At 69.4% G+C, this 19,905-nt stretch carries 26 protein-coding genes and 2 tRNA genes; 15 read left to right on the forward strand and 13 right to left on the reverse strand.

All coding sequences use genetic code 11. From position 1 onward, the window contains the following. Positions 1 to 9: 9 nt before the first annotated feature. On the reverse strand, positions 10 to 699 hold the full coding sequence (locus LTV02_RS38075; protein ID WP_233036325.1) for an NAD(P)H oxidoreductase: 690 nt from the start codon (positions 697 to 699) through the stop codon (positions 10 to 12). Positions 700 to 819: 120 nt separating this feature from the next. Here LTV02_RS38075 and LTV02_RS38080 point away from each other — a divergent pair, with 120 nt between their 5' ends. After that, positions 820 to 1,752, forward strand: a complete 933-nt coding sequence (locus tag LTV02_RS38080; protein ID WP_233036326.1) for an AraC family transcriptional regulator — start codon at positions 820 to 822, stop codon at positions 1,750 to 1,752. Positions 1,753 to 1,825: 73 nt separating this feature from the next. On the opposite strand, the gene LTV02_RS38085 is transcribed toward LTV02_RS38080, so the two are convergent. Further along, positions 1,826 to 2,032: a CsbD family protein gene (locus tag LTV02_RS38085; RefSeq protein WP_233036327.1), complete on the reverse strand. Its 207-nt coding sequence runs from the start codon at positions 2,030 to 2,032 to the stop codon at positions 1,826 to 1,828. 168 nt (positions 2,033 to 2,200) lie between these two features. On the opposite strand from LTV02_RS38085, the gene LTV02_RS38090 reads away from it, so the two are divergent. From LTV02_RS38090 to LTV02_RS38130, 9 genes are all read left to right on the forward strand, one after another. After that, complete coding sequence (locus tag LTV02_RS38090; protein ID WP_233036328.1) at positions 2,201 to 2,767, forward strand: RNA polymerase sigma factor; 567 nt, start codon at positions 2,201 to 2,203, stop codon at positions 2,765 to 2,767. Next, complete coding sequence (locus tag LTV02_RS38095) at positions 2,764 to 3,351, forward strand: hypothetical protein (RefSeq protein ID WP_067721646.1); 588 nt, start codon at positions 2,764 to 2,766, stop codon at positions 3,349 to 3,351. Before LTV02_RS38090 ends, LTV02_RS38095 begins: the two co-directional genes overlap by 4 nt. Next, positions 3,348 to 3,728 carry an Asp23/Gls24 family envelope stress response protein gene (locus LTV02_RS38100; protein WP_084535978.1) on the forward strand — a complete coding sequence of 127 codons (381 nt, stop codon included), beginning with the start codon at positions 3,348 to 3,350 and terminating at the stop codon, positions 3,726 to 3,728. The genes LTV02_RS38095 and LTV02_RS38100 overlap by 4 nt, the downstream gene beginning before the upstream one ends. Continuing rightward, positions 3,725 to 4,042 (forward strand): hypothetical protein, encoded by a 318-nt coding sequence (locus LTV02_RS38105; protein WP_233036329.1) that lies wholly within the window; start codon positions 3,725 to 3,727, stop codon positions 4,040 to 4,042. Before LTV02_RS38100 ends, LTV02_RS38105 begins: the two co-directional genes overlap by 4 nt. 93 nt (positions 4,043 to 4,135) lie before the next feature. Beyond that, the gene (locus tag LTV02_RS38110) at positions 4,136 to 4,624 is read left to right on the forward strand and encodes an Asp23/Gls24 family envelope stress response protein (protein WP_233036330.1); all 489 of its coding nucleotides are present in this window, start codon (positions 4,136 to 4,138) and stop codon (positions 4,622 to 4,624) included. Between the two features lie 27 nt (positions 4,625 to 4,651). Beyond that, complete coding sequence (locus tag LTV02_RS38115) at positions 4,652 to 4,840, forward strand: hypothetical protein (protein WP_067721610.1); 189 nt, start codon at positions 4,652 to 4,654, stop codon at positions 4,838 to 4,840. Further along, positions 4,837 to 5,196, forward strand: a complete 360-nt coding sequence (locus LTV02_RS38120) for an Asp23/Gls24 family envelope stress response protein (RefSeq protein ID WP_233036331.1) — start codon at positions 4,837 to 4,839, stop codon at positions 5,194 to 5,196. Before LTV02_RS38115 ends, LTV02_RS38120 begins: the two co-directional genes overlap by 4 nt. Then, the gene (locus LTV02_RS38125) at positions 5,193 to 5,729 is read left to right on the forward strand and encodes a DUF6286 domain-containing protein (RefSeq protein WP_233036332.1); all 537 of its coding nucleotides are present in this window, start codon (positions 5,193 to 5,195) and stop codon (positions 5,727 to 5,729) included. Before LTV02_RS38120 ends, LTV02_RS38125 begins: the two co-directional genes overlap by 4 nt. After that, on the forward strand, positions 5,726 to 6,295 hold the full coding sequence (locus LTV02_RS38130; RefSeq protein ID WP_233036333.1) for an alkaline shock response membrane anchor protein AmaP: 570 nt from the start codon (positions 5,726 to 5,728) through the stop codon (positions 6,293 to 6,295). The genes LTV02_RS38125 and LTV02_RS38130 overlap by 4 nt, the downstream gene beginning before the upstream one ends. Positions 6,296 to 6,302: 7 nt before the next feature. Here LTV02_RS38130 and LTV02_RS38135 read toward each other — a convergent pair whose 3' ends face one another. The 3 genes from LTV02_RS38135 to LTV02_RS38145 form a co-directional block, all read right to left on the reverse strand. Continuing rightward, on the reverse strand, positions 6,303 to 7,553 hold the full coding sequence (locus LTV02_RS38135; protein WP_233036334.1) for an RNA polymerase sigma factor: 1,251 nt from the start codon (positions 7,551 to 7,553) through the stop codon (positions 6,303 to 6,305). Further along, positions 7,553 to 7,954, reverse strand: a complete 402-nt coding sequence (locus tag LTV02_RS38140) for a YciI family protein (RefSeq protein ID WP_067721605.1) — start codon at positions 7,952 to 7,954, stop codon at positions 7,553 to 7,555. The genes LTV02_RS38135 and LTV02_RS38140 overlap by 1 nt, the downstream gene beginning before the upstream one ends. A 114-nt stretch (positions 7,955 to 8,068) precedes the next feature. Next, on the reverse strand, positions 8,069 to 9,289 hold the full coding sequence (locus LTV02_RS38145) for an NAD(P)/FAD-dependent oxidoreductase (protein ID WP_233036335.1): 1,221 nt from the start codon (positions 9,287 to 9,289) through the stop codon (positions 8,069 to 8,071). A gap of 166 nt (positions 9,290 to 9,455) precedes the next feature. Between LTV02_RS38145 and LTV02_RS38150 the strand changes: the two genes are divergently transcribed. Continuing rightward, positions 9,456 to 10,097, forward strand: a complete 642-nt coding sequence (locus LTV02_RS38150; RefSeq protein ID WP_233036336.1) for a mycothiol-dependent nitroreductase Rv2466c family protein — start codon at positions 9,456 to 9,458, stop codon at positions 10,095 to 10,097. Between the two features lie 12 nt (positions 10,098 to 10,109). Here the strand turns inward: LTV02_RS38150 and LTV02_RS38155 are convergent, their stop codons facing one another. Further along, positions 10,110 to 11,108: a M48 family metallopeptidase gene (locus LTV02_RS38155; protein ID WP_408639451.1), complete on the reverse strand. Its 999-nt coding sequence runs from the start codon at positions 11,106 to 11,108 to the stop codon at positions 10,110 to 10,112. A gap of 99 nt (positions 11,109 to 11,207) precedes the next feature. Further along, positions 11,208 to 12,167, reverse strand: coding sequence for a M48 family metallopeptidase (locus tag LTV02_RS38160; RefSeq protein WP_233036338.1), 960 nt, complete (start codon positions 12,165 to 12,167; stop codon positions 11,208 to 11,210). A gap of 147 nt (positions 12,168 to 12,314) precedes the next feature. On the opposite strand from LTV02_RS38160, the gene LTV02_RS38165 reads away from it, so the two are divergent. Together LTV02_RS38165 and LTV02_RS38170 are read left to right on the forward strand one after the other, a co-directional pair. Then, positions 12,315 to 12,788 carry a ribose-5-phosphate isomerase gene (locus tag LTV02_RS38165; RefSeq protein ID WP_233036339.1) on the forward strand — a complete coding sequence of 158 codons (474 nt, stop codon included), beginning with the start codon at positions 12,315 to 12,317 and terminating at the stop codon, positions 12,786 to 12,788. A gap of 3 nt (positions 12,789 to 12,791) precedes the next feature. After that, positions 12,792 to 13,604, forward strand: coding sequence for an Fpg/Nei family DNA glycosylase (locus LTV02_RS38170; RefSeq protein ID WP_233036340.1), 813 nt, complete (start codon positions 12,792 to 12,794; stop codon positions 13,602 to 13,604). Between the two features lie 27 nt (positions 13,605 to 13,631). Here LTV02_RS38170 and LTV02_RS38175 read toward each other — a convergent pair whose 3' ends face one another. The 5 genes from LTV02_RS38175 to LTV02_RS38195 all read right to left on the reverse strand — a co-directional run bounded on the left by LTV02_RS38175 (position 13,632) and on the right by LTV02_RS38195 (position 18,985). Continuing rightward, entirely contained in the window at positions 13,632 to 14,936 is a 1,305-nt protein-coding gene (locus tag LTV02_RS38175) for a glycosyltransferase 87 family protein (RefSeq protein ID WP_233036341.1), read from the reverse strand. Positions 14,937 to 15,000: 64 nt separating this feature from the next. Next, positions 15,001 to 16,335, reverse strand: a complete 1,335-nt coding sequence (locus tag LTV02_RS38180; RefSeq protein ID WP_408639452.1) for a phosphatase PAP2 family protein — start codon at positions 16,333 to 16,335, stop codon at positions 15,001 to 15,003. 85 nt (positions 16,336 to 16,420) lie between these two features. Next, positions 16,421 to 17,002, reverse strand: coding sequence for a YcxB family protein (locus tag LTV02_RS38185; RefSeq protein WP_233036343.1), 582 nt, complete (start codon positions 17,000 to 17,002; stop codon positions 16,421 to 16,423). 75 nt (positions 17,003 to 17,077) lie between these two features. Continuing rightward, on the reverse strand, positions 17,078 to 17,911 hold the full coding sequence (locus LTV02_RS38190) for a DUF1542 domain-containing protein (RefSeq protein ID WP_233036344.1): 834 nt from the start codon (positions 17,909 to 17,911) through the stop codon (positions 17,078 to 17,080). Positions 17,912 to 17,971: 60 nt separating this feature from the next. Beyond that, positions 17,972 to 18,985, reverse strand: coding sequence for a GGDEF domain-containing protein (locus tag LTV02_RS38195; RefSeq protein WP_233036345.1), 1,014 nt, complete (start codon positions 18,983 to 18,985; stop codon positions 17,972 to 17,974). A gap of 401 nt (positions 18,986 to 19,386) precedes the next feature. On the opposite strand from LTV02_RS38195, the gene LTV02_RS38200 reads away from it, so the two are divergent. Both LTV02_RS38200 and LTV02_RS38205 read left to right on the forward strand, forming a co-directional pair. Next, a tRNA-Gly gene (locus LTV02_RS38200) sits at positions 19,387 to 19,457 on the forward strand. 43 nt (positions 19,458 to 19,500) lie between these two features. Continuing rightward, positions 19,501 to 19,577, forward strand: a tRNA-Pro gene (locus tag LTV02_RS38205). Here the strand turns inward: LTV02_RS38205 and LTV02_RS38210 are convergent. Next, entirely contained in the window at positions 19,556 to 19,783 is a 228-nt protein-coding gene (locus LTV02_RS38210; protein WP_084535970.1) for a hypothetical protein, read from the reverse strand. The genes LTV02_RS38205 and LTV02_RS38210 overlap by 22 nt on opposite strands. Between the last annotated feature and the right edge of the window lie 122 nt (positions 19,784 to 19,905).

Raw genomic sequence — 19,905 nt, forward strand, 5'->3', positions numbered from 1 at the left:
GTCGGAGAGTCAGGCGGGGACCTGGTCTGCGGCCAGGAATTCGGTGACGAAGGCTTCGGCCTTGGCTTCCAGGGCCGAGTATTGGGCTTCGCGTTCGGCGCCGGCGGTTACGGGGTCGAAGAGGAGTTGGCCGTTGGCGTCCAGGCGCTGGCGGCGTTCCTCGGCGTCGGGGAGGAGACCGACGGCGGAGTGGGAGAAGCCGCAGTAGTAGGCGATGCCGAGGTTGAGGGAACCTTCCAAGGTTTGCTGCATTACTTCGACGATGACGTCGTCGGCGGCCGCGCCGGCGAGGCCGAGCCAGAGCATGCGTTTGCCGGCCAGGCGGGGTTTGCTGCGGCCGTAGGCGAAGCCGTAGTTCCAGACGCGATCGATCCAGCCCTTGAGCAGGGCGGGCAGGTGCAGCCAGTAGACGGGGAAGACGGCGATCACGATGTCGGCGGCCAGGATTCGGCGCATGTGCGCTTCGGTTTCCTCGGAGTAGCGCTTCTCGCGATTGCCCCAGTCCGGCTGGTCCTCGGTGTTCATTCGCGCGTCGAAGCCCTCGGCGCGCAGATCCAGCAGGTCGACGGTGTAGCCCTCGCGCTCGAGCTGGGCGACGGTGCGGCGGGCGAGGTGGGCGGTCAGGGAATCGGCGCGGTGGTGTGCGACGACGACCAGCGCGGTACGGGCGTGTTCGCTGTCGATGCCGTTGTGCGACAAGATGTTTCCTCCTGATCGGGAATGTGCTGCTTACCTGCGCCTCCCATTCAAGCCATCACGACGTGGACGATCCATGGATGAAACTCTCTGATCGATAGGAATTCGTCTACGCTCGATGGGGTGGACCCCCTGAGCAATCTGTTGAGCGGCATCCGGGCCGAGGGCTCGGTGGTCGCGCACGCCGAACTGGCCGCGCCGTGGACCATCCGCTTCGGCGACCGCGCACCATTGACCATGATCACCGTATTGCGCGGCGGCGGGACCCTGCTGCTGGCCGATGGCAGTGAAACCCCTTTGCGGACAGGCGATACCGCCATCGTGCGCGGACCGGAGCTGTTCCATCTCGCCGATCGGCCCGAGTCGATCGGCGGACCGCACACCGAGTACGAGATCGCCTGCTTCACACCGGAAGTGAACGCGAGCTGCGGCGCGGAACTGAGCGGCATCAGCTGGGGCGCCGATTCCGACGGCACCACCGCGCTGATCGTCGGCGCGTATCAGACCTGCACCCGCCGGCACGAACGCCTGTTGCGCGCTCTCCCAGCGGTTCTCGTCATCTCCGAGGACCTGGAATCCTGCGCCTGGATGGAAGCCGCGGTGGTGGACGCCGTCGCCCACAGCGCCGGTTCGCAGGCCATGATGGACCGCCTGCTGGATTGGGGCCTGGTCTGCACCCTGCGCACCTGGTTCGCCCAGGCCGAAGCCGCCGCCCCGACCTGGTATCGCGGACTCTCCGACCCGGTGGTGGCGCCGGCGCTGGAAGCCATCCACGGCCGCCCGGGCGTCGCCTGGACGGTGGCCGCGCTGGCCGCCCAATCCGGGGTCTCCCGAGCGCTTTTCGCCAAACGCTTCACCGCCGTCATGGGTGAACCGCCGCTGGCGTACCTGACGGCCTGCCGCATGGACGAGGCCGAGGATCTGCTCATCGACGCGGGGCTGACGGTCGCCCAGATCGCCAGATCACTGGGCTATGCCGACGCTTTCGGCTTCAGCGCCGCCTTCAAACGGCACAAGGGCATGAGCCCCACCGCTTTCCGTGCGGCGGTGGCCTGAGGGGTTCTCCGGGGTGGCGGCCTTCCACTCGGCATCGGGCCGGGACGCCATAGCGCCCCGGCCCCGAACCCGGCTAGTTGCCGAACTTCTTCTTCACCCTGTCGACGGCGTCGCCGACCGCGTCCTTCACATCGGCCGCGGCGTCCTTCAGACCGGCGGCCAGCTGATCGGCCTTCCCCTCGGCCCGCAGATCGTCGTCGCCGGTGAAATCGCCGACGGCCTCCTTGGCCTTGCCGCCCAGCTCCTCGGCCCGGTTGCTGATCTTGTCACTCAGAGACATCGGAACCTCCGTGTCGTCGGATGCGTGCCCGGTGGTTTCGAGCACGTTCAGTTGGACACCCAGAACCAAGGAATGTCACTCAGCTACTTCTGAGACAACGATCACAGATAATGCAGCGTGAGGATTCGCGTCCGCTCGGGTCTAACCCACGAACGGATAGGAGGCGGGGTGACTGGTACCGATGCCGGAGTCGAGGTGGAACTCGACGACGCCACCCTGGTCAGCCGGGCCCGCGACGGCGATATTCGGAGCTATGAACAGCTAGTTCTGCGCTATCAGGGCGCCATGTTCCGGTTGTCGGCGAAGATGCTGGCCGACCGGGCCGAGGCCGAGGATGTGGTGCAGGACGTGTTCCTGACCGCGTGGCGGCGGCTGGGGCAGCTGCAGGACGAGTCCGCGTTCGCCGCCTGGCTGTACCGGACCACCACCAATCGCTGCCTGAACGTGCTGCGCAAACGGCAACCGGCGGCGGAGGTCGATCCCGACACCACGGCATCGCCGCGGCGGGACCTGCATCCCGAGCACGCGACGCAGGTGCACGGCCAGATGGAGGCGCTGACGGCGGCACTGCAGCGGCTCACCCCGGAACAGCGGGCGTGCTGGCTGCTGCGCGAGGTGCACGGCCGCTCCTACGAAGAGATCGGCGAGATCGTCGGCGCGAACGTCACCGCGGTACGCGGGCGGATCGCACGGGCTCGCCTCCAGCTGGCGGAGGAGATGAAGCCGTGGCGATGATCGATGCGAACGACGTGGACGAGGACTACCGGCTGCCTTGCGGGCGCGGTATGGAACAGGTCTGGCGGCGGCTGGACGCCGTTCAGGCCGGGCACTCCGACGCGCACGAGGCCCGCTGTGTGCACTGCGGTGCGGCACGCGAGAGCCTGCTCGCCCTGCGCACCGCCACCGAGGAACTCATCGCCGAACCCGATCCCGCGCCCCCGGACCTGTTCGGCCGCATCATGTCCGCCGTGCGCGCCGAACTGCGTCGCGGGCAGACCCTGATCCTGCCCACCGAGCATCCGGGCACCGTGGCGATGAGCGAGCAGGCGGTCGCGGTGGTGCTGCGCTTCGCGGCCGACACCGTGCCCGGCGTGCGCGCCCGCGACTGCAAGGTGCGCAGCGTCGGCACCGGCCCCGACGGCGAGAACATCGTGCAGGTGAGCATGGCCCTCGCGGTGCGGATGCGCGGCGGCAGCCTGGAGGGCATCGTGCCGCTGGTGCGGCAGCGGGTGGCGACCGCGCTGGCGGCGCGCACCGGCCTGCTGCTCGGCCGCCTCGATGTCACCATCGCCGACGTCTACGAGGAGCGGGAGCGGTGACGGCGGTGAATTCCGGCAGCGAGATCGTCGTCTCGGACGCGGTGATCGCCGGGGTGGCCGCGCATGCCGCCGCGGCCGTACCGGGCGTCACCCGGCTCGAACCCGGCCTGCGCGGGCTGCTGAGCGGCTGGTCGCGGGCCGGGAAACAGCTGCTGGGCGCGGCGGAATCGGCCGGGAGCCAAGGTGTGCGGGTGGGCCGGACGGGCGCGGGCCGGATCGCCGTGCAGGTGGACGTGTCCCTGGGCGGCGACTGCCGGGCCGCCGTGGTGGGGGCGGCCGTCCAGCGGGCCGTGCTGGACGCCGTGCTGGAACAGACCGGGGTCACCGTCGGCGAGGTGTCGGTGACCGTGCTCGATATCGAACCGGGGGCGCTGTGACCGCGAAAGCGGAACTGATCGAAGCGGTACTGGACGCGATCGAGGAGGTGGAGGGTTTGCGCGCGGCAACGCCGTTCGGGCTCGGGGCCGTGGCCAGGCTGCCCCGGGGCGGCCGGGCCTACGCGGTGGATCTGGACCCGGCGGCCGTCGAAATCCGTTTGGTGGCAACCAGCTTGCCGTTGCGGCCGCTGCTGGATCAGCTCACCGCGGCTGTCCGGTCTCGGCTGCACGGCACCGAATGGGCGAAGGCGACGGTGCGCCTGGTCGTCACCGAACTCGACGCCGCCGCGCTCGGTGACGATTCGGTTACCTAGATCACGTGGATGCGGCGTGAGGATTTCCCGCTCGCCGTGTCGAAGGAAGACAGGCATCGATTCCCTGTAGGACAACGAAATCAGGAGGATGACATGACCGGAACCAGCACCGAGAAGTCGACCGGCAAGACCGCCGCCGCCACCCCGGACGCCGAATCCCGCAACGGCGCGGCGAACTCCAGCGCCCTGGTCACCGATCAGGGCACCACCACGATCGCCGACATCGTGGTGCAGAAGATCGCCGGCCTGGCCGCCCGCGAGGTGCGCGGCGTGCACGCGCTCGGCGGCGGCGCGGCCCGGGCGTTCGGCGCGATCCGCGACCGCATTCCGGGCGCTTCGGCCAGTGTGGGGCAGGGCGTTTCGGTCGAGGTGGGCGAGAAGCAGGCCGCCGTCGATCTGGAACTGGTCGTCGAATACGGCGTGGCCATCGCGGAATTGGCGAAGGCGGTGCGCCGCAATGTCATCAATGCCATCGAGCAGATGACCGCGCTCGAGGTCGTCGAGGTCAATATCAATATCAACGACGTCTACATCCCCGAGGACGACGACGACACCGAGCCCGCCGCCAATCGCGTGCAATAGCCGTCCCCTTCAGCCGAGGAGTCGCAGATGAACGCCACAACGATCTGCCTGGGTACCGGACTCGCGCTCGGATTCGCCATGGCCTTCGGCGGATTCGGCGCCTTCGCCGTCGTATTGGTGTTCGCCGGACTGGGCCTGCTGGTCGGCCGCTGGCTCGACGGCGCGGTCGACCTGGCCGGGCTGCTGCGGTCGGTACAGGACCGGAGCCGGCGATGACCGCCCCGGCGCTGGAACTGCCCGGCGTCACCACCGTCAGCGCGCGGGCGGTGCGCCGGATCGCGGCGCGCGCCGCCGCCGAGGTGGACGGGGTGCGGCCGCGAGTGACCGCGGACGCCGAGGTCACCGCCGATACGGCCGCGCTGCGGCTGCGGCTCCCGGTCCGGTATCCGCTGCCGGTGGCGCGGGTGACCGAATCCTGCCGCACGCATCTGATCGAGCGGGTGGGTGAGCTGACCGGCCTGACGGTGACCGGGGTGGATATCGCCGTCACCGCCATGGAGCTCGAATCCGCTGCGCCCGCACTCGAATCGTCCTCGCCCGCAATGGAATCGCCGCGCCGGAGGGTGCTGTGATCCGGCGGTCGCGGCGCGCGGGCGTCGCCACGGTGGTGGCGCTGGCACTGGTCGCGCTGTGCGTGGCGGTGATCGTATCGCTCGCCCAAAGACTCTCGGGCAACCGGGAATTCGTGTCCTACGACAGCCTCGCGGCGCGCCTGCACGGCACCGAATGGGGTGATCCGCTGGTATTCGGCGTGGGCGCGGCGGTCGCCCTGCTCGGGCTGGCGCTGCTGGTCGCGGCGGTGCTGCCCGGGCGCGCCGTGGTGGTGCCGCTGCGTCCCCTGGACGGCGATGCCGCCGGGATCGAGCGCCGCAGCCTGCGTTCGGCGCTGCGCCGCTCGGCCGACGCGGTCCCGGGCGTGAGTGCGGCGCGAATCAAGTTGCGCGGCAAAGCCGTCAGCGTTTCCGCCGCATCCGACCGGACCGATGTGCGGGAGCTGCCCGATACCGTGCACCGGGCCGTGACCGCAGCATTCGAGCGCATCGGCACGGACACCGCGCCCGCGGTGCGCACCCGGGTGCGACCGGCCCGAAGGAGTTCGAAATGATCACCGTGAATCGCCCGGCGCGCCTCAATCGGACCCTGCTGGCGGTGCTCGGCCTGCTGCTGCTCGCGGCGGGCGGCTACGTGATGGCGGCGCAGCGCGGCTGGCTGAGCTGGGTGGACCGCTCGGCCGCCCTGACCCCCGGGGACGCACCCCCGCCGCGCTGGGTGTTCTACGCGACCATCACCGCCGCGGTGGTGCTGGGCCTGCTGTGCCTGCGCTGGCTGAGCGCACAACTGTTCCGCCTGCCCAGCGCCGTGGAATGGCAACTCGCGGACGAGAATTCGGCCGGCAGCACGGTGCTGTCGTCCAAGACGGCGGCCGCGGCGGTGGCCGCCGATATCGAATCCTTCGACCGGGTGGATTCCGCGGCGGCCTGGCTGTCGGGTCCGGGACGCGCCCCGGAACTGCACCTCATCGTCACCGTCGAACCCGACGCGGACCTCACCGAACTGCGCCGCCGCATCCTCGGCGAAGCGGTGCCGCGGCTGCGGGAAGCCCTGGAAGTGGGCGTGATTCCGGTGACCATGGAACTGCGCCTGACCGGCGACCGCGCCCGGGTGCGGTGACGGCCGGTCAGGATGCGGACCGCAACCGGGCCGCGCGCAAGGTGAGGTAGTCGCGCTCGGGAACCGAGGTGGTGCGGCGGGCGGCGGCGGAATAGGCGGCGATGGCTTCCTCGTGCTCGCCCGACATCTCGAACAGGTGCCCGCGCACCGCATCCAGCCGATGATTGCCCGCCAGCGCCTCGCTCAGGGTGTCGGTGAGGTCCAGCCCCGCCTGCGGACCGTGCACCATGGCCGTGGCCACCGCCCGGTTCAGCGTGACCATCGGATTGGCCGATTGCCGCTCCAAGGCGTTGTACAGCAACAGGATTCGCGGCCAATCGGTGTCCTCCGGCCGCAGCGCCTGTGCGTGCAGCACCGCGATGGCGGCCTGGATCTGATACGGCCCGATGAGCCCGTGCGAGACCGACGCGGTGGCCAGCCGCACCCCTTCGATGATCATGGTCCGGTCCCACAGGCCGCGATCCTGTTCCTCCAGGGGAATCAGCTCCCCGTGTGCCCCCGTCCGCGCCGCCCGCCGCGCGTCGGTGAGCAGCAGCAGCGCCAGCAATCCGGTGACCTCCGGATCCTCGGGCAGCGCGGCGAACAGGATGCGCGCCAGCCGGATCGCCTCGGCAGACAGATCCGCCCGCCGCAGTTCCGCGCCGCCGCTTGAAGTATGCCCCTCGGTGAACATCAGATACAGCACGTGCAGCACCGGGGCCAGCCGCGAATTCCAGTCCCCGCCATCGCCATTGGAGGAAGGCGTCCCGAACGGCCGCTCCAGCCCCGCGATCCGCTTCTTGGCGCGCGTAATGCGCTGCGCCATGGTCGCTTCCGGCAGCAGGAAGGCATTCGCGATCTCACCCGTGGTGAGCCCGCCCACCGCCCGCAACGTCAACGCGATGGCGCTCGCGGGCGACAGCGCCGGATGACAGCACAGGAAGAACAGCTCCAGGGTGTCGTCCAGCCCCGGCTCGTTCCCGGGCACCCCGACGCCCGGCGCGGTCCGCACCTCCCGGACCGCGTCCGCCGCTTCGCGATTGCGCCGTGCGATCTCCGCCCGCACCGTGTCGACCATCCGCCGCACCGCCACCTGGATCAGCCAGCCGCGCGGATTCTCCGGCATCCCATCGGCAGGCCATTGCGTGGCGGCGGCCAGCAAGGCCTCCTGCACCGCGTCCTCGGCGCTGTCGAAATCCCCGTACCGCCGCACCAGCACGCCGAGGACCTGCGGCGCGAGTTCCCGTAGCAGGTCCTCGGTTTCGTAGGAGAGCGGCATTACGCGTCGGGGGCGGGCGCGCTCATGATCGGCCGCACTTCGATGCGCTCCCCGATCGGCTTGCCGCCGGGACCGGGCGCGGCCGAGGCCCGCGCGGCGATCTCGTAGGCCCGCTCCGGGCTGTCCACGTCCACGATCCAATACCCGGCCAGGAATTCCTTGGTCTCGGGGAACGGGCCGTCGGTGACGATCGGCGCGGATCGCCCGTCCGACACCACGATCCGGGCCTCGTCCTTGCCGGCCAGGCCCTGCGCGTCGACCAGTTCGCCGGAGCGGGCCAGCTCGGCGCCCAGCACCCGCTGGAAATCGATGTGCGCGGCGATGTCCTCCGGGCTCCAGTCCTGAATGGGGGTGTCGCAGAACTCGGTGGGGGCGTAGGTCTTGATCAGCATGAATTTCATGGCGGGTTCCTAGGTTCGGTGCACCCGGCGGGCGCGCTCACAGACAGGTCGGAGCCTCGTCGACGGATTCGACGTAGTTTCGCAGCCGCGCGCGTGACCCTCGTCACAGCCCGGCTACAGCGGTGTGCCCGGGTCGCCCAATCGTTCCGCATCCACCGGCTGCCCGCTCAGGATGAGCTCCTTGATCCGGTCGCCCACATCCCACACATTCACGTTCATCCCGGCCAGCACCCGGTTCCCGCCGTCCAGATAGAACGCCACGAACTCGCGTCCGGCCACGTCGCCGCGCGTCACCACCCGGGTCTGCTGCTTGGGCGCGACATAGCCGGTGTACTCCATCCCGAGGTCGTATTGATCGGTGAAGAAGTACGGCAGCCGGTCGTACACCGCCGGTTTGCCCAGCATGGTCAGCGCCGCCACGGCCGGCTGATTGAGTGCGTTGGCCCAGTGCTCCACCCGGATGCGCTGCCCCAGCACTGGATGCTGCTGATCGGCCACATCGCCGATGGCGACGATATCCGGATCGCTGGTGGCCAGGCTCTCGTCGACCAGGATGCCGCCCCCGGTCGCCAGCCCGGCGTCCACCGCGAGTTCGATATTCGGCCGCGCGCCCACCGCCACCAGCACCGCATCCGCCTCCAGCCGGGTGTCGTCGGCCAGCCGCACCCCGGTGGCGCGGCCGTCGGCGACGGTGATCTCCGCGACCTTGGACCCGCCCCGGAAGTCGACGCCGTGCGCGAGGTGCAGGTCCGCGAACACCCGGCCCATCTCCGGTCCGAGCACGTTCAGCAGCGGCAGCTCCTCGGTTTCCAGCACCGTGACCTCGACCCCGGCATTACGGGCGGCCGCGGTCACCTCCAGCCCGATCCAGCCGCCGCCGATCACGATCAGCCGCCGCGCCGTGGCGAACACGGCCAGCAGCGCATCGGAATCCTCGATATTGCGCAGCGTGTACACCCCTTGCGCATCGGTGCCCGGCACCGGCAGTTTCCGCGGCCGCGAACCGGTGGCCAGCGCCAGCTTGTCGTAGGGCAGCGTCGTACCGTCCGGCAGCGCAATGGTTTTGGTGCTGCGATCCAATCCCGTCACCATGGTCCCGGGCAGCACCTCGATATGGTGATCGCGATACCACTGCGCCGGATCGACGGTGAAATCGCTCAGCGACTTCTTGCCCAGCAGATGCTCTTTGGACAGCGGCGGCCGCTCGTAGGGCAGATGGTCCTCCGCGCCGACGAGGGTGACGGTGCCGTCGAAATCATTGGCGCGCAAGGCTTCCGCGAGCTTGGCGGCCGCCAGCCCACCTCCCGCGATGACGAACCTGGATGCCGTGGTCATAGCCGAGCCTCCCTGCGCCGCGCGCGGCGGCGGTCGACGTCGAGGTGATGAATCCGACCCTAGCGCGCGTCGCGTCCGGCCAGGCGGAAATATCGGGTAGAAGGTGCGTTGTTGCGCTAACCGGACGGCTGTGTCCGGCCGCCGCCGACTTTCGAAAGGAATCTCCGTGAGCGACACCCAGAAGGACCGGGTCGATTTCTGGTTCGATCCGCTGTGCCCGTGGTGCTGGATCACTTCCCGCTGGATCCTCGAGGTCGAGCAGGTGCGCGATATCGACGTGAACTTCCACGTCATGAGCCTGGCCGTGCTCAACGAGGGCCGCGACGACCTGCCCGAGCAGTACCGCGAACTGATGAAGACGGCGTGGGGCCCGGTGCGCGTCGCCATCGCCGCCGCGCAGCAGCACGGGGACAAGGTGCTCGCGCCGCTGTACACCGCGCTCGGCACCCGGCTGCACAATCGCCGCGCCGAGTACGAGGCGTCGGCGGGCGAGAACCTGCTGTCCGTGGTGATCGCCGAGTCGCTGGCCGAGGCCGGGCTGCCCGCCGAGCTGGCCGCGGCCGCCGACAGCACCGAATACGACGAGGCGCTGCGGGTTTCGCATCACGCCGGGATGGACAAGGTCGGCAAGGACGTCGGCACCCCGACCATCCACGTCAACGGCGTGGCGTTCTTCGGGCCGGTGCTCTCGCGCATCCCGCGCGGGGACGATGCGGGCAAGGTGTGGGACGGCGTCGTCGCCCTCGCCTCCTACCCGCACTTCTTCGAGCTCAAGCGCACCCGCCACGAAGACCCGGAATTCGACTGATCGAGGCGAGCGTCAGGCGGTAGGACCGCCGGGGTACGGCGGGTAACCGAGCTGCGGTTGCCCGCCGGTCTGCGGATACGGCATCCCCGGTGGCATCCCGCCCGCCACCGGATATGCCGGCGGATCCGGCCGCCAGAACATGCGGCCGTGCGCGCTGCGGTCGCGCAGCGCCCACATGCGCCAGGTCAGCACCGGATGGCTGGACATCGCATTGGTGATCCAGATGAAGAAGCCCTTCTCCTGGGCGGCGCGATCGGCCATCTCGTCGAAGCCGACCAGTGCGTTGAGGTATTTGCCCGCGGCCAAGGTCTGCATGGCCCCCGCCGCCCCGGTGTGCCGGTTGCAATAGCCGTGATTGTCGGCCGTGTACTCCTGGGCGCGGATCAGCGAACTGCCGATGATCGGCAGGAACGGCGCCAGGAACATGCCGAGCTGCCGCCAGTAAGACACGTGCCCGGCCGCGATGTGCCCGACCTCGTGGCCGATGATGAACGCCAGCGCGTCGGGATCGCGTGCGGCCCCGCCGATTTCGAACAGATCGCTGTACACCGCCACGTACCGCCGGAACCCGTGCCCGGAGGCGAAGGCATTGATCGCGCCGTTGCCGAGCACCACGTAGGCGTCGGGGACCTGCGTCATGCCGAAGCGCGCCGCGGCCTCCTGGACCATGCGGTAGCCCTCGGGGAACTGGGTCGGCGACATCTTCACCGCGTTCACCCGCTGGCCGGCGTAGTTCAGGCCACGACCCAGGTACACCACCAGCGGCGCGAGAATGATCAGCAGCGCGTACGAGTCGCGAGATCCGAACGCCACCAACAGGATCGAGATGAGCCAGGAGACCACGGTCAGCATGATCACCACGATCAGCAGCGGGATCTCCCAGCTGTGCCGGGCGGGCAGGCCGAACGGCGACAGGCCGCGGGTGTGCTGGAACGGCGGCACCACGGGCGGGGTGTAGCCGGGTTGCGGAGCCCAGCCCGGCGGGCCCACGCGCGGATCCCAGCCGCTCATGCCGGTGACGGGGTTCCAAGCCGGTCGCTGCGGCTGATCCTCGGACGTCATGGTCAAGACTCTATTCAGTTGTCCCGGACAGTAGTCGCCGACGGGTGCTCAGCCTGCGGTCGCGATGGGTTGTGGCGGGCGCGGGCGCCAGAAGACATTGCCGTGGCGGGTGCGGTCGCGCAGCGCCCACATGCGCCAGGTGTGCACCGGATGGCTGGACTGGGCGTTGGTGAGCCAGACGAACAGGCCCTTCTCTTCGGCTGCGCGGTCGGCCATTTCGTCGTAACCGACCAGTGCGTTCAGGTATTTGCCGGCGGCCAATGTGGTCATGGCGCCGCCCGCGCCGGTGTAGCAGAAGCAGTAGCCGTGATTGTCGGCGGTGTACTCCTGGGCGCGGCTCAGGCCCGGTCCGATCAAGGGGATGAACGACATCAGGATGGTGCCGAACTGCCGCCAGTACGAGGCGTGCCCGGCGGCGATATGGCCGACCTCGTGGCCGATGACGAAGGCCAGCGCCTCGGGTTGCCGTGCGCGGCCGCCGATTTCGAACATATCGCTGTAGACCACCACGTAGCGGCGGAAGCCGTGGCCGGAGGCGAAGGCATTGATCTGGCCGTTGCCGAGCACCACGTAGGCGTCCGGGGCGTGCTTCATCCCGAACCGGGCCGCCGCCTCCTGCACCATGCGATAGCCCTCCGGGAACTGCGTGGGCGACATGCGCACCCCGAACAGGCGCAGGCTCGCGAAGGTGGAGCCGCGGCGGTACCAGATGATCAGCGGCGCGAAGGCGAGCAAGGCCAGGTACAGGTTGTCGGTGCCCCTGACCAGCTCGAAAACCGCGTACGGGTAGGCGAATACGGTGATCAGCGCGACGATCACCAGCAGCGGAATCTCCCACGCGTGCCGCGCGGGCAGGCCGAACGCCGACAGCCCCTTGGTGCGCGGCGTCGGGGGCAGCGGCGGCGGGATCGGCGTGGGCCGGGTCTCCTCGATGGCTGTCCCACCCCAGCCCGGCGGGCCGCTGGCCGGATTCCAGCCGGTGAAACTTGCGGTGTGGTCGAACGGCATGGCGCACCTTCGATTCGGATGCCGGGATGGAGTGGGGGTGCGGGCTGTGACGGGACATACGCGCGCACTCTGTTATTCGTGAGAGGAATCAGTCGGCGTTAATGCCCGCGCGCAGGCGGTGGGCGGGCTCCTGCAAGAATCGCTGCCATGCGCGTATACCTGGGTGCCGACCATGCCGGCTTCGAACTGAAGAACCTCGTCAAGGCCCACCTCGAGGGCCAGGGCCACGATGTCACCGACTGCGGCGCTCTCGAGTACGACGCCCTCGACGACTACCCGGCCTTCTGCATCGAGGCAGCCCGCCGCACCGTCGCCGACCCGGGTTCGCTGGGTCTGGTCTTCGGCGGCTCCGGCAACGGCGAGCAGATCGCCGCCAACAAGGTCCCCGGCGCCCGCTGCGCCCTGGCTTGGAGCACCGAGACCGCCAAGCTGGCCCGCGAGCACAACAACGCGCAGCTCATCGGCATCGGCGGCCGTATGCACTCGACCGAGGAAGCCCTCGCCATCGTCGACGCCTTCATTTCGACCGCCTGGTCCGAGGAGCCGCGCCACCAGCGCCGCATCGACATCCTCGCCGACTACGAGAAGTCCGGCGAAGCCCCCGCCGTTCCGGCGTACTGACCTGTGCCCGAAGGGCATACGCTGCACCGCCTGGCGAAGCTGCACCACAAGCACTTCGCCGGCGGGCAGGTCCGCGTCTCCAGCCCACAGGGCCGCTTCGCCGAAGGCGCCGCCCTGATCGACGGCCAGGTCCTGACCCGCGCCGAAGCCTGGGGCAAACACCTGCTCCACCACTACGATTCGGGCTTGGTCGTCCACGTCCACCTGGGCCTCTACGGCAAGTTCTACGAATCCGAAGTCCCCATGGCCGCCCCCGTCGGCGAAGTCCGCATGCGCATGATCGGCGCCGGCCGCAACGACGAGCCCTACGGCACCGACCTGCGCGGCCCGAACGCCTGCGAGATCCTCCTCGAACCCGAAGTGGACGCCCTCACCGCCCGCCTCGGCCCCGACCCCCTGCGCCCCGACGCCGACCCCGACCGCGCCTGGGACCGCATCCGCCGCTCCCGCCGCACCATCGGCGCCCTCCTCATGGACCAGAAGATCCTGGCCGGCGTAGGCAACGTCTACCGCGCCGAACTCCTTTTCCGCCACGGCATCTCACCCGACCGCCCCGGCACCGATTTGTCCCACGAAGAATGGGACGCCATGTGGACCGACCTGGTCGCCCTCATGAAAATCGGCGTCCGCCGCGGCAAGATGCACGTCGTCCGCCCCGAACACGACCACGGCGCACCGTCTTACGCCGCCGACCGCCCGCGCACCTACGTCTACCGCCGCGTCGGCGAGCCCTGCCGCCTGTGCGGCACCACGGTCCTGCACTCGGTCCTCGAAGGCCGAAACCTCTTCTGGTGCCCCACCTGTCAGCCGCGCTGAGCCGATTCGAGCTGCCGCCCGAACCGGTCAGAGTTCCTCGCTGACCAGTTCCGGCGATCCGGCGCGGGTGCGCGGGCGGCGGGCCAGCACGCGCCACAGGCCGAAGACGAGCAGGGCTATCGCGGCGATGATGTAGATGTCGCCCGGGATGTATTGCCACCAGGACCAATCGCGTTCGCGGTTGTTGCCGTTGGGGACTATGCCGGGGCCGATGAGGAAGAGCAGGGCGAAGACGGTGATCAGGGTGGCGGTGGCGGTGGAGCGGTTGCGGGTGGCCCAAGCGGTGGCGGCTACCAGGCCGGGGGCGGCCCAGACCCAGTGGTGGGTCCAGGAGACGGGGGAGATGAGGAGCAGGACGGCGGCGTTCACGAAGAGGGCGGCTACCGAGAGGGTTGAGACCGAGCCGTTTTCGATGGCGGCGGGGGTGTCGCGTTCGGTGGCGAAGAGGTGGTGCATGAGGGCGGCGCCGGCGCAGACGGCGGCCAAGGCGAGGACCAGCCAGACGGCGGTGGCGACCGAGTCGGGGAGGCCGAGGCGGAAGATCAGGCCCTTGATGGACTGGTTGCCGACGTAGTCGGGGGAGCCGATGCGGCGGGTGTCGGTGACGGCGTGGAACCAGTAGTCGCGGGATTCGGTGGGGAACAGGACGAATCCGCCCGCCACCACGGCGGCGGCGGTGCCCGCGGAGGTGGCCGCCGCCTTCCAATCGCGGCGGATCAGGAAGTACAGGATGAACGCGGCGGGGGTGAGTTTGGTGACGGCGGCGATGCCGACCAGCAGGCCCCTCGGCCAGCGTGGCTTCTCGGTCAGGCAGTCCAGGGCGACGGCGGCCATCAGGACCATATTGATCTGGCCGAACCACAGGCTGATCCGCACCGGCTCGATGGCCAGCAGCACCACCCCGGCACCCATGGTCACCATGAGTTTCGTACGCGGGTCCAGGTCGGGGCGCACCCGGGACAGCACCAGCCAGATGGTCACCCCGAGGCAGGCCAGCGAACTCGCGGTCAACAGCTGCTGGGCCAGCCACATGGGCATCATGGCCAGCGGCGTCATGAGGATCGCGGCCGACGGGGGATAGGTGAACGGCAGGTCCGTATGACCCGCCACCGGCAGCGTCGGGCCGTACAGCGCGGTGTCGTTGTAGAGCCACGACCGGGTGTCCACGCGATAAACCTGCAGGTCCAGGAACCCGTGGAACCTGGCGATGAGTAGCGTGATCGCGACCGAGAGCGCAGCGGCGAGCGCGAACGGCAGGCGCGGCAGGCTTCGTGGTTCGTCAGTTTTCAGTTTGTGCAGCAAGCTGCGCTGCCCCGCCCGCGTCGTGATCATCAAGCAGACCCTAACCTTTCGGGACCCGTGCGGGTTGTCCGGATTCCGTTGCGCGAGTGGCTAATCAACGGCTAACACCAAGGGTCTCGGGTACCGCACGCCCGCCCCAGCGCGCCAGCCGGCCGTGCGGCGGCGTGAACCACAGCGCGTTGAAGGTGAACCAGACCGCCGCCAGCGCGCCCAGCACCGCGATCCCGGCCGGGATCGGATGGTCCGCCATCGTCACCGCCAGGAACCGGTACGACAGCAGCAGCCCGCCGAAGACCAGCACGCCCAGCGCCACGACGCGCACCCGGTAGCGATCCCAGCCGCGTTCGGGTTCGCGCAGCGCCGACTCGACGGTCATGGCCAGCACCGCGCCCGCCACCAGATCGGCGCCGTAGTGGTAGCCGAAGCCGAGCGTCGCGAGCAGCGTGCAGATCAGCCAGAAGGTCCCGGCCCAGCGCAGCCAGCGCGGGCCGGTGCGGGAATGGATGAACAGCGCTGTCGCCCAAGCGGTGTGCATGGAGGGCATGCAGTTGCGGGCGGTCTCGGCGTCGAACCGCATCGAACTCGGGACGGACAGGGCCGGGAGCGCGTCCGGCCAGTCGCCGACCTGCAGTCCGTGCCCGAGCGGTCCGTACGCGAAGACCGGGCCGACCACCGGGAACAGCACGTAAAACAGCGGCCCGATCACGCCCAGCAGCAGGAAGGTACGCAGCAGATTGTGGCGCGGCCACGGGCTCGTGGTGACATGCCGCAGCTGCCACGCCGCCACCACGACGGCCGCCGCCGGCAGTTGGATGTAGACCACGTGCAGCACGTTCGAGGGGATCGGGCCCAGCGCCTCTAGGATCCGCCCGACCACCCACGCGGGTTCGCCCAGCGCGCGGTCGGCCAGCTGCACGTACTGGTCGAGCACCTGCGGCCCGTCGACGATGCTGACCATCAGCCAGGTGTCGGCGAGTTTCGAGGCCATGATGAGCAGTACGCCGAAAGCGATGGCGCGCAGGGCGGTCCGGCGTTGCTCGCCTCGCCAGCGCGCCACGGTGACGAGCAGTCCGGTGAGCGCCAGCGTGGGCCCGGTGCCGATCGACACGTGCCATCCGCAGACCGTCTGGATGCCGAGCATCAGCAGATCCAGCACCGCCGCGGCGGACAGGCTGATCACCCGCGCCCGTTTGGGCACCCCGACGCACGCCAGCGCCAGCCCCGCCCACGAGACGAAGGCCGACTGCGGATTGCCGAGGAAGTCGTCGAGCAGGCTGTGCAGCGGCCCGAGCATGTCGTGCGAGGAAGCCCACACCTGTGCGGCCACCAGCAGCGCCGTCGCCACGATCAGCCCGGCGGCCGGTACGAGCCGGTTACCGGCCCTGCTGGACAACGACGAGCCGGATACGTTCACCTCGTGGTCGACCAGCACCGTAAATCGATAACACATGGGAAACGGAGGCACAACTTCCGGTTACCGAAAGGTGTGGGTCGACCGACCAGATCGTGGCCGGTCAGCGGTTGCCGGCGGTCCGCCCGATCGCGCGCTGGACGTATGCCAGCGCCTCCGGGGGGAACAATTCGCGGGGCAGTACCCGCCCGCCGAAGTCGCCCGTGAACAACACCGTGTGCTTATGGGCCACGAGCCGCCGGATATCGCTGTACCGGAAGGGCACGGTCTCGATCGCGGTGGTCAGCTCCAGGCCGTCATCGAGATAGCGGACCTGGAGCACCGCACCGGGATTCGCGTAGCGCAGCGCCCTGGGGGAGCCCTTGCGCATTTCCAGCAGCGTGTGGACCGCGAAGATCATCAACACCGCGACGAACAGCACCACCGCCACGGTCACGGTGAAGGACGGATCGGCCCAGATGAGGGAACCGCCCGGCTCGGACAAACTTCCGATCAGGGATTTCACGAAGAACACGGCCAGCAGGACGCCCGTGACGCCCGCGGCGATCACCACCGGCTGCGGTCCGAACCATCGCTTGCGATGCTCGGCCCGGGTGATCCACAGCGCCGTCTTGGGCCCCGCCACACAACGCACGACCATGGCCCCGGCCTCGTCGCGCCACATCGCCGATTGTCCCGCATCCACGATGCCTCCCCCGGTCTCGCCGCTGCGGCGTACTCTACGCTGCGGCAACGACTTTCGAAGCCGGGGAAAATGGGGTCAGAAACCGCCGCTGTCGAAGCCGTCGAACCCGCCGAAGTCGCCGAGGTCACTGCCGCCGAGGTCCGGACCGGGATCGGCGTAGCCGGCGTCGACCGCGCCCGGATCGGCCGCACCGGCGTCGTATCCGCCGTTGTCGTATCCGCCGTCGTAGTCGCCGCCCGCGTCCAGGCCGTCCTGATAACCGTCCCCGTAGCCGCTCTCGAACGCGGCGGCGTCGTACCCCACACCCGCCATACCGCCGAACAGCGCATCGAACAGCAGGACGGAGCCGACACCCCACGCGCCCGCCACCAGCGCGGTCTTCCACCACGGTTCGGAGTACCAACCGGCCGGCACCGGACGTCCCGCGACGCGCCCGCCGGGGTAGTAGTTCGGCGTCGCCGGCGACGGGATGGGTGAGGCTTCGATGCGGCGGCCGTCGTAATCGACCACGCGCTCCTCCGTGACCTTGCCCGCACTGCGCTGCCCGTCGAGTTCGGGGACCGCCGGCCCGGGATCCATGCCCATGGCCGCGCGGGCGGCGCGCACGTAGTAAAGCCCTTCCAGCGCGGTCTCTTTCGCGAGCCGGGCCTGCGCCACGGTCTGCGCCTGATCGATCTGCGAACCGGCGGCGGTGAAGCGCTCGGCGGCATCGGCGAGCGCCTGCTTGGACGGATTGTCGGAGCCGGTGAGGTTGTAGACCTGTCCGCCGAGTCGTTCGATGGCGCGGCGCGCATCGGCTTTGGCATCGGCGAGCTGGGAATTGGTGCGGGCGCGCTGGGCCGCGCCGACCGCGACGACACCGAGCAGCACGACCACCAGGACGATGAGCACTACGACAACCGTTCCCATGCGTCCCACCCTACGCAGCCCGATTTGCCGCAGGCTTGCCAATCGCTGTGAGTTGCCGGGCTATCCGGCGACCGCGGCGAACCGGGACCTCGGTCCGCCTGAGTCGACCTCCTCGGCGTCGAGTTCCGACACCGCGAACTGGCGTTTGCCCGCTGTTTTCGCCGAATACATGGCCCGGTCCGCGCTGCGCAGCAGGTCCGCGAAGTCGAGATCGCGTCCCGGCGGGCAGAAGGCGGTGCCCACGCTGGCCGAGGCCGGCACCGGTCCGGCGGCGGTCGGCACCGGTTCGCACAGCGCCGCCAGCACCCGCATGGCCAGCTCGCCCAGGCTGTTGCGCCGGGCGGGCAGCGCCACCACGAATTCGTCACCGCCGTAGCGCGCGATGACCGTCTCGGGCGGGCAGGTGGCGCGCAGCCGCTGGGCGATGGTGACCAGCACCTCGTCCCCGACCGCGTGCCCGAAGCCGTCGTTGATCTGCTTGAAGTCGTCCAGATCGATGAGCAGCAGGCCCACGCCGCGCATCGGATCGGTCGACATCACCCGGACCCGCTCCTGCAACAGCGAGCGATTGGCCAGATCGGTGAGGGCGTCGTGGGTGGCCTCGTGCTTGAGCCGGGTCTGCAGCGCGGCGATCTCCTGCACGCGCACCGACACCGCCTCCGACAGGCTGCGTTCCTGCTGGGCCAGCGCCCGCTGCTGCAGCGCCTCGGCATAACTGTCGATGGCCTGGCTGGCGATCAACGGCCACCGGGTGGCGATCAGCGATCCGGGATCGCCGGGCGTGAGCCCCAGCAGCGCGCGGCTGGCGGGCGCGAGCATGCGGGTGCGGTCGAACGGCGACTCGGCCAGCCGCCGCCCGATGCTGCGGGCCGCGGGCACCGGAAACGGTTCGGACCCGGCCAATTCCAGCAGTTCGTCGATGACGCGGGTGAAGATGCGTTCCACGTCATCTGGGGGAAGGGCGGGCCCGGCGCCCACCGCGGCGCCGCTGCCGCCCGGGTGCACCGAACGCACCCATTCCCTGATGGTCGCCGCGACCAGCGCGGCCGTGCGAATGTCGAGTCGGATGGGCATACGCGCTCACCCGACGAACGGGATGTCGGAACCGGCGCCGGCGCCGGTCGCACACTGCGGGTCGATCTCACTGCTACGCGGTCGGTCACACCATGTCTGGCGCACGCTCACCGCCCCCTTTCCGATACCCCCGTCGGACAAAAAGGATCCTAGCAAGCCACCCGACATCGAAAACCCCTGTTTCAGAACAGGTTCCCGGCGTCTCGCGAATGGCGATCGGATGTCTCATCGCTCGCGACGCCCCCGCGTTACACACCCCCTCCGCGAGTCTTTCGCGACTCGCCGGACACCCACCCCCCGACATGCCCGACGTGCGCGAACGCGCCCTGATTCGCTTTCCAGGAGTGAGGTTCGGTACAGTGCTCAACGCATACCGCATCGGCTTCCGATGCGCGGCGAATGCGGGCGTAGTTCAATGGTAGAACCTCAGCCTTCCAAGCTGATGGTGCGGGTTCGATTCCCGTCGCCCGCTCTTTCCCGTCTATCGGGGAGCGTCGGCACTGCCGCACGTAGACCGGGGTGTAGCGCAGCTTGGTAGCGCATCCGCTTTGGGAGCGGAGGGTCGCAGGTTCAAATCCTGTCACCCCGACCATCTTTCGACTCTTCCCGATCGAGCTTGTCCAGGGCTTCGTCGAGTTCCCGGCCGATTTCGTCGAGGCCGGTGATGAGCAGGTCCAGGTGTTGGTTCACCTCGGCGAACTCGTCGGTGAAATCCATGAATCCGAGGGCTTCGGCGCGGAGGAGTTCACGCTGCCGGGCGAGTTCTGCCAATTGCGGATCGGATTCGGGTTCGGTCATCGGCCGAGGGTACGCCGGGCGGGGGTTCGGGCCAAGCCTGGTTTGCCCAGCAGTTGCGATGCGTAGTTGCGGGCGGTTTTCTCGCGGGCGCGATACGCGGGCGGCAATCTGCTTGCTGCTCA

The organism is Nocardia yamanashiensis, from assembly GCF_021183565.1.
In the GTDB taxonomy this organism is placed as follows: Bacteria; Actinomycetota; Actinomycetes; order Mycobacteriales; family Mycobacteriaceae; genus Nocardia; species Nocardia yamanashiensis.

What these genes read in the sequence shown, in the direction of transcription:
- LTV02_RS38085 (WP_233036327.1), bottom strand. Translation starts at nt 2,032, where the DNA reads ATGTCTCTGAGTGACAAGATCAGCAACCGGGCCGAGGAGCTGGGCGGC.
- LTV02_RS38095 (WP_067721646.1), top strand. Translation starts at nt 2,764, where the DNA reads ATGATCGATGCGAACGACGTGGACGAGGACTACCGGCTGCCTTGCGGG.
- LTV02_RS38110 (WP_233036330.1), top strand. Translation starts at nt 4,136, where the DNA reads ATGACCGGAACCAGCACCGAGAAGTCGACCGGCAAGACCGCCGCCGCC.
- LTV02_RS38115 (WP_067721610.1), top strand. Translation starts at nt 4,652, where the DNA reads ATGAACGCCACAACGATCTGCCTGGGTACCGGACTCGCGCTCGGATTC.
- LTV02_RS38120 (WP_233036331.1), top strand. Translation starts at nt 4,837, where the DNA reads ATGACCGCCCCGGCGCTGGAACTGCCCGGCGTCACCACCGTCAGCGCG.
- LTV02_RS38130 (WP_233036333.1), top strand. Translation starts at nt 5,726, where the DNA reads ATGATCACCGTGAATCGCCCGGCGCGCCTCAATCGGACCCTGCTGGCG.
- LTV02_RS38135 (WP_233036334.1), bottom strand. Translation starts at nt 7,553, where the DNA reads ATGCCGCTCTCCTACGAAACCGAGGACCTGCTACGGGAACTCGCGCCG.
- LTV02_RS38140 (WP_067721605.1), bottom strand. Translation starts at nt 7,954, where the DNA reads ATGAAATTCATGCTGATCAAGACCTACGCCCCCACCGAGTTCTGCGAC.
- LTV02_RS38145 (WP_233036335.1), bottom strand. Translation starts at nt 9,289, where the DNA reads ATGACCACGGCATCCAGGTTCGTCATCGCGGGAGGTGGGCTGGCGGCC.
- LTV02_RS38155 (WP_408639451.1), bottom strand. Translation starts at nt 11,108, where the DNA reads ATGAGCGGCTGGGATCCGCGCGTGGGCCCGCCGGGCTGGGCTCCGCAA.
- LTV02_RS38160 (WP_233036338.1), bottom strand. Translation starts at nt 12,167, where the DNA reads ATGCCGTTCGACCACACCGCAAGTTTCACCGGCTGGAATCCGGCCAGC.
- LTV02_RS38165 (WP_233036339.1), top strand. Translation starts at nt 12,315, where the DNA reads ATGCGCGTATACCTGGGTGCCGACCATGCCGGCTTCGAACTGAAGAAC.
- LTV02_RS38175 (WP_233036341.1), bottom strand. Translation starts at nt 14,936, where the DNA reads ATGATCACGACGCGGGCGGGGCAGCGCAGCTTGCTGCACAAACTGAAA.
- LTV02_RS38190 (WP_233036344.1), bottom strand. Translation starts at nt 17,911, where the DNA reads ATGGGAACGGTTGTCGTAGTGCTCATCGTCCTGGTGGTCGTGCTGCTC.
- LTV02_RS38195 (WP_233036345.1), bottom strand. Translation starts at nt 18,985, where the DNA reads ATGCCCATCCGACTCGACATTCGCACGGCCGCGCTGGTCGCGGCGACC.
- LTV02_RS38210 (WP_084535970.1), bottom strand. Translation starts at nt 19,783, where the DNA reads ATGACCGAACCCGAATCCGATCCGCAATTGGCAGAACTCGCCCGGCAG.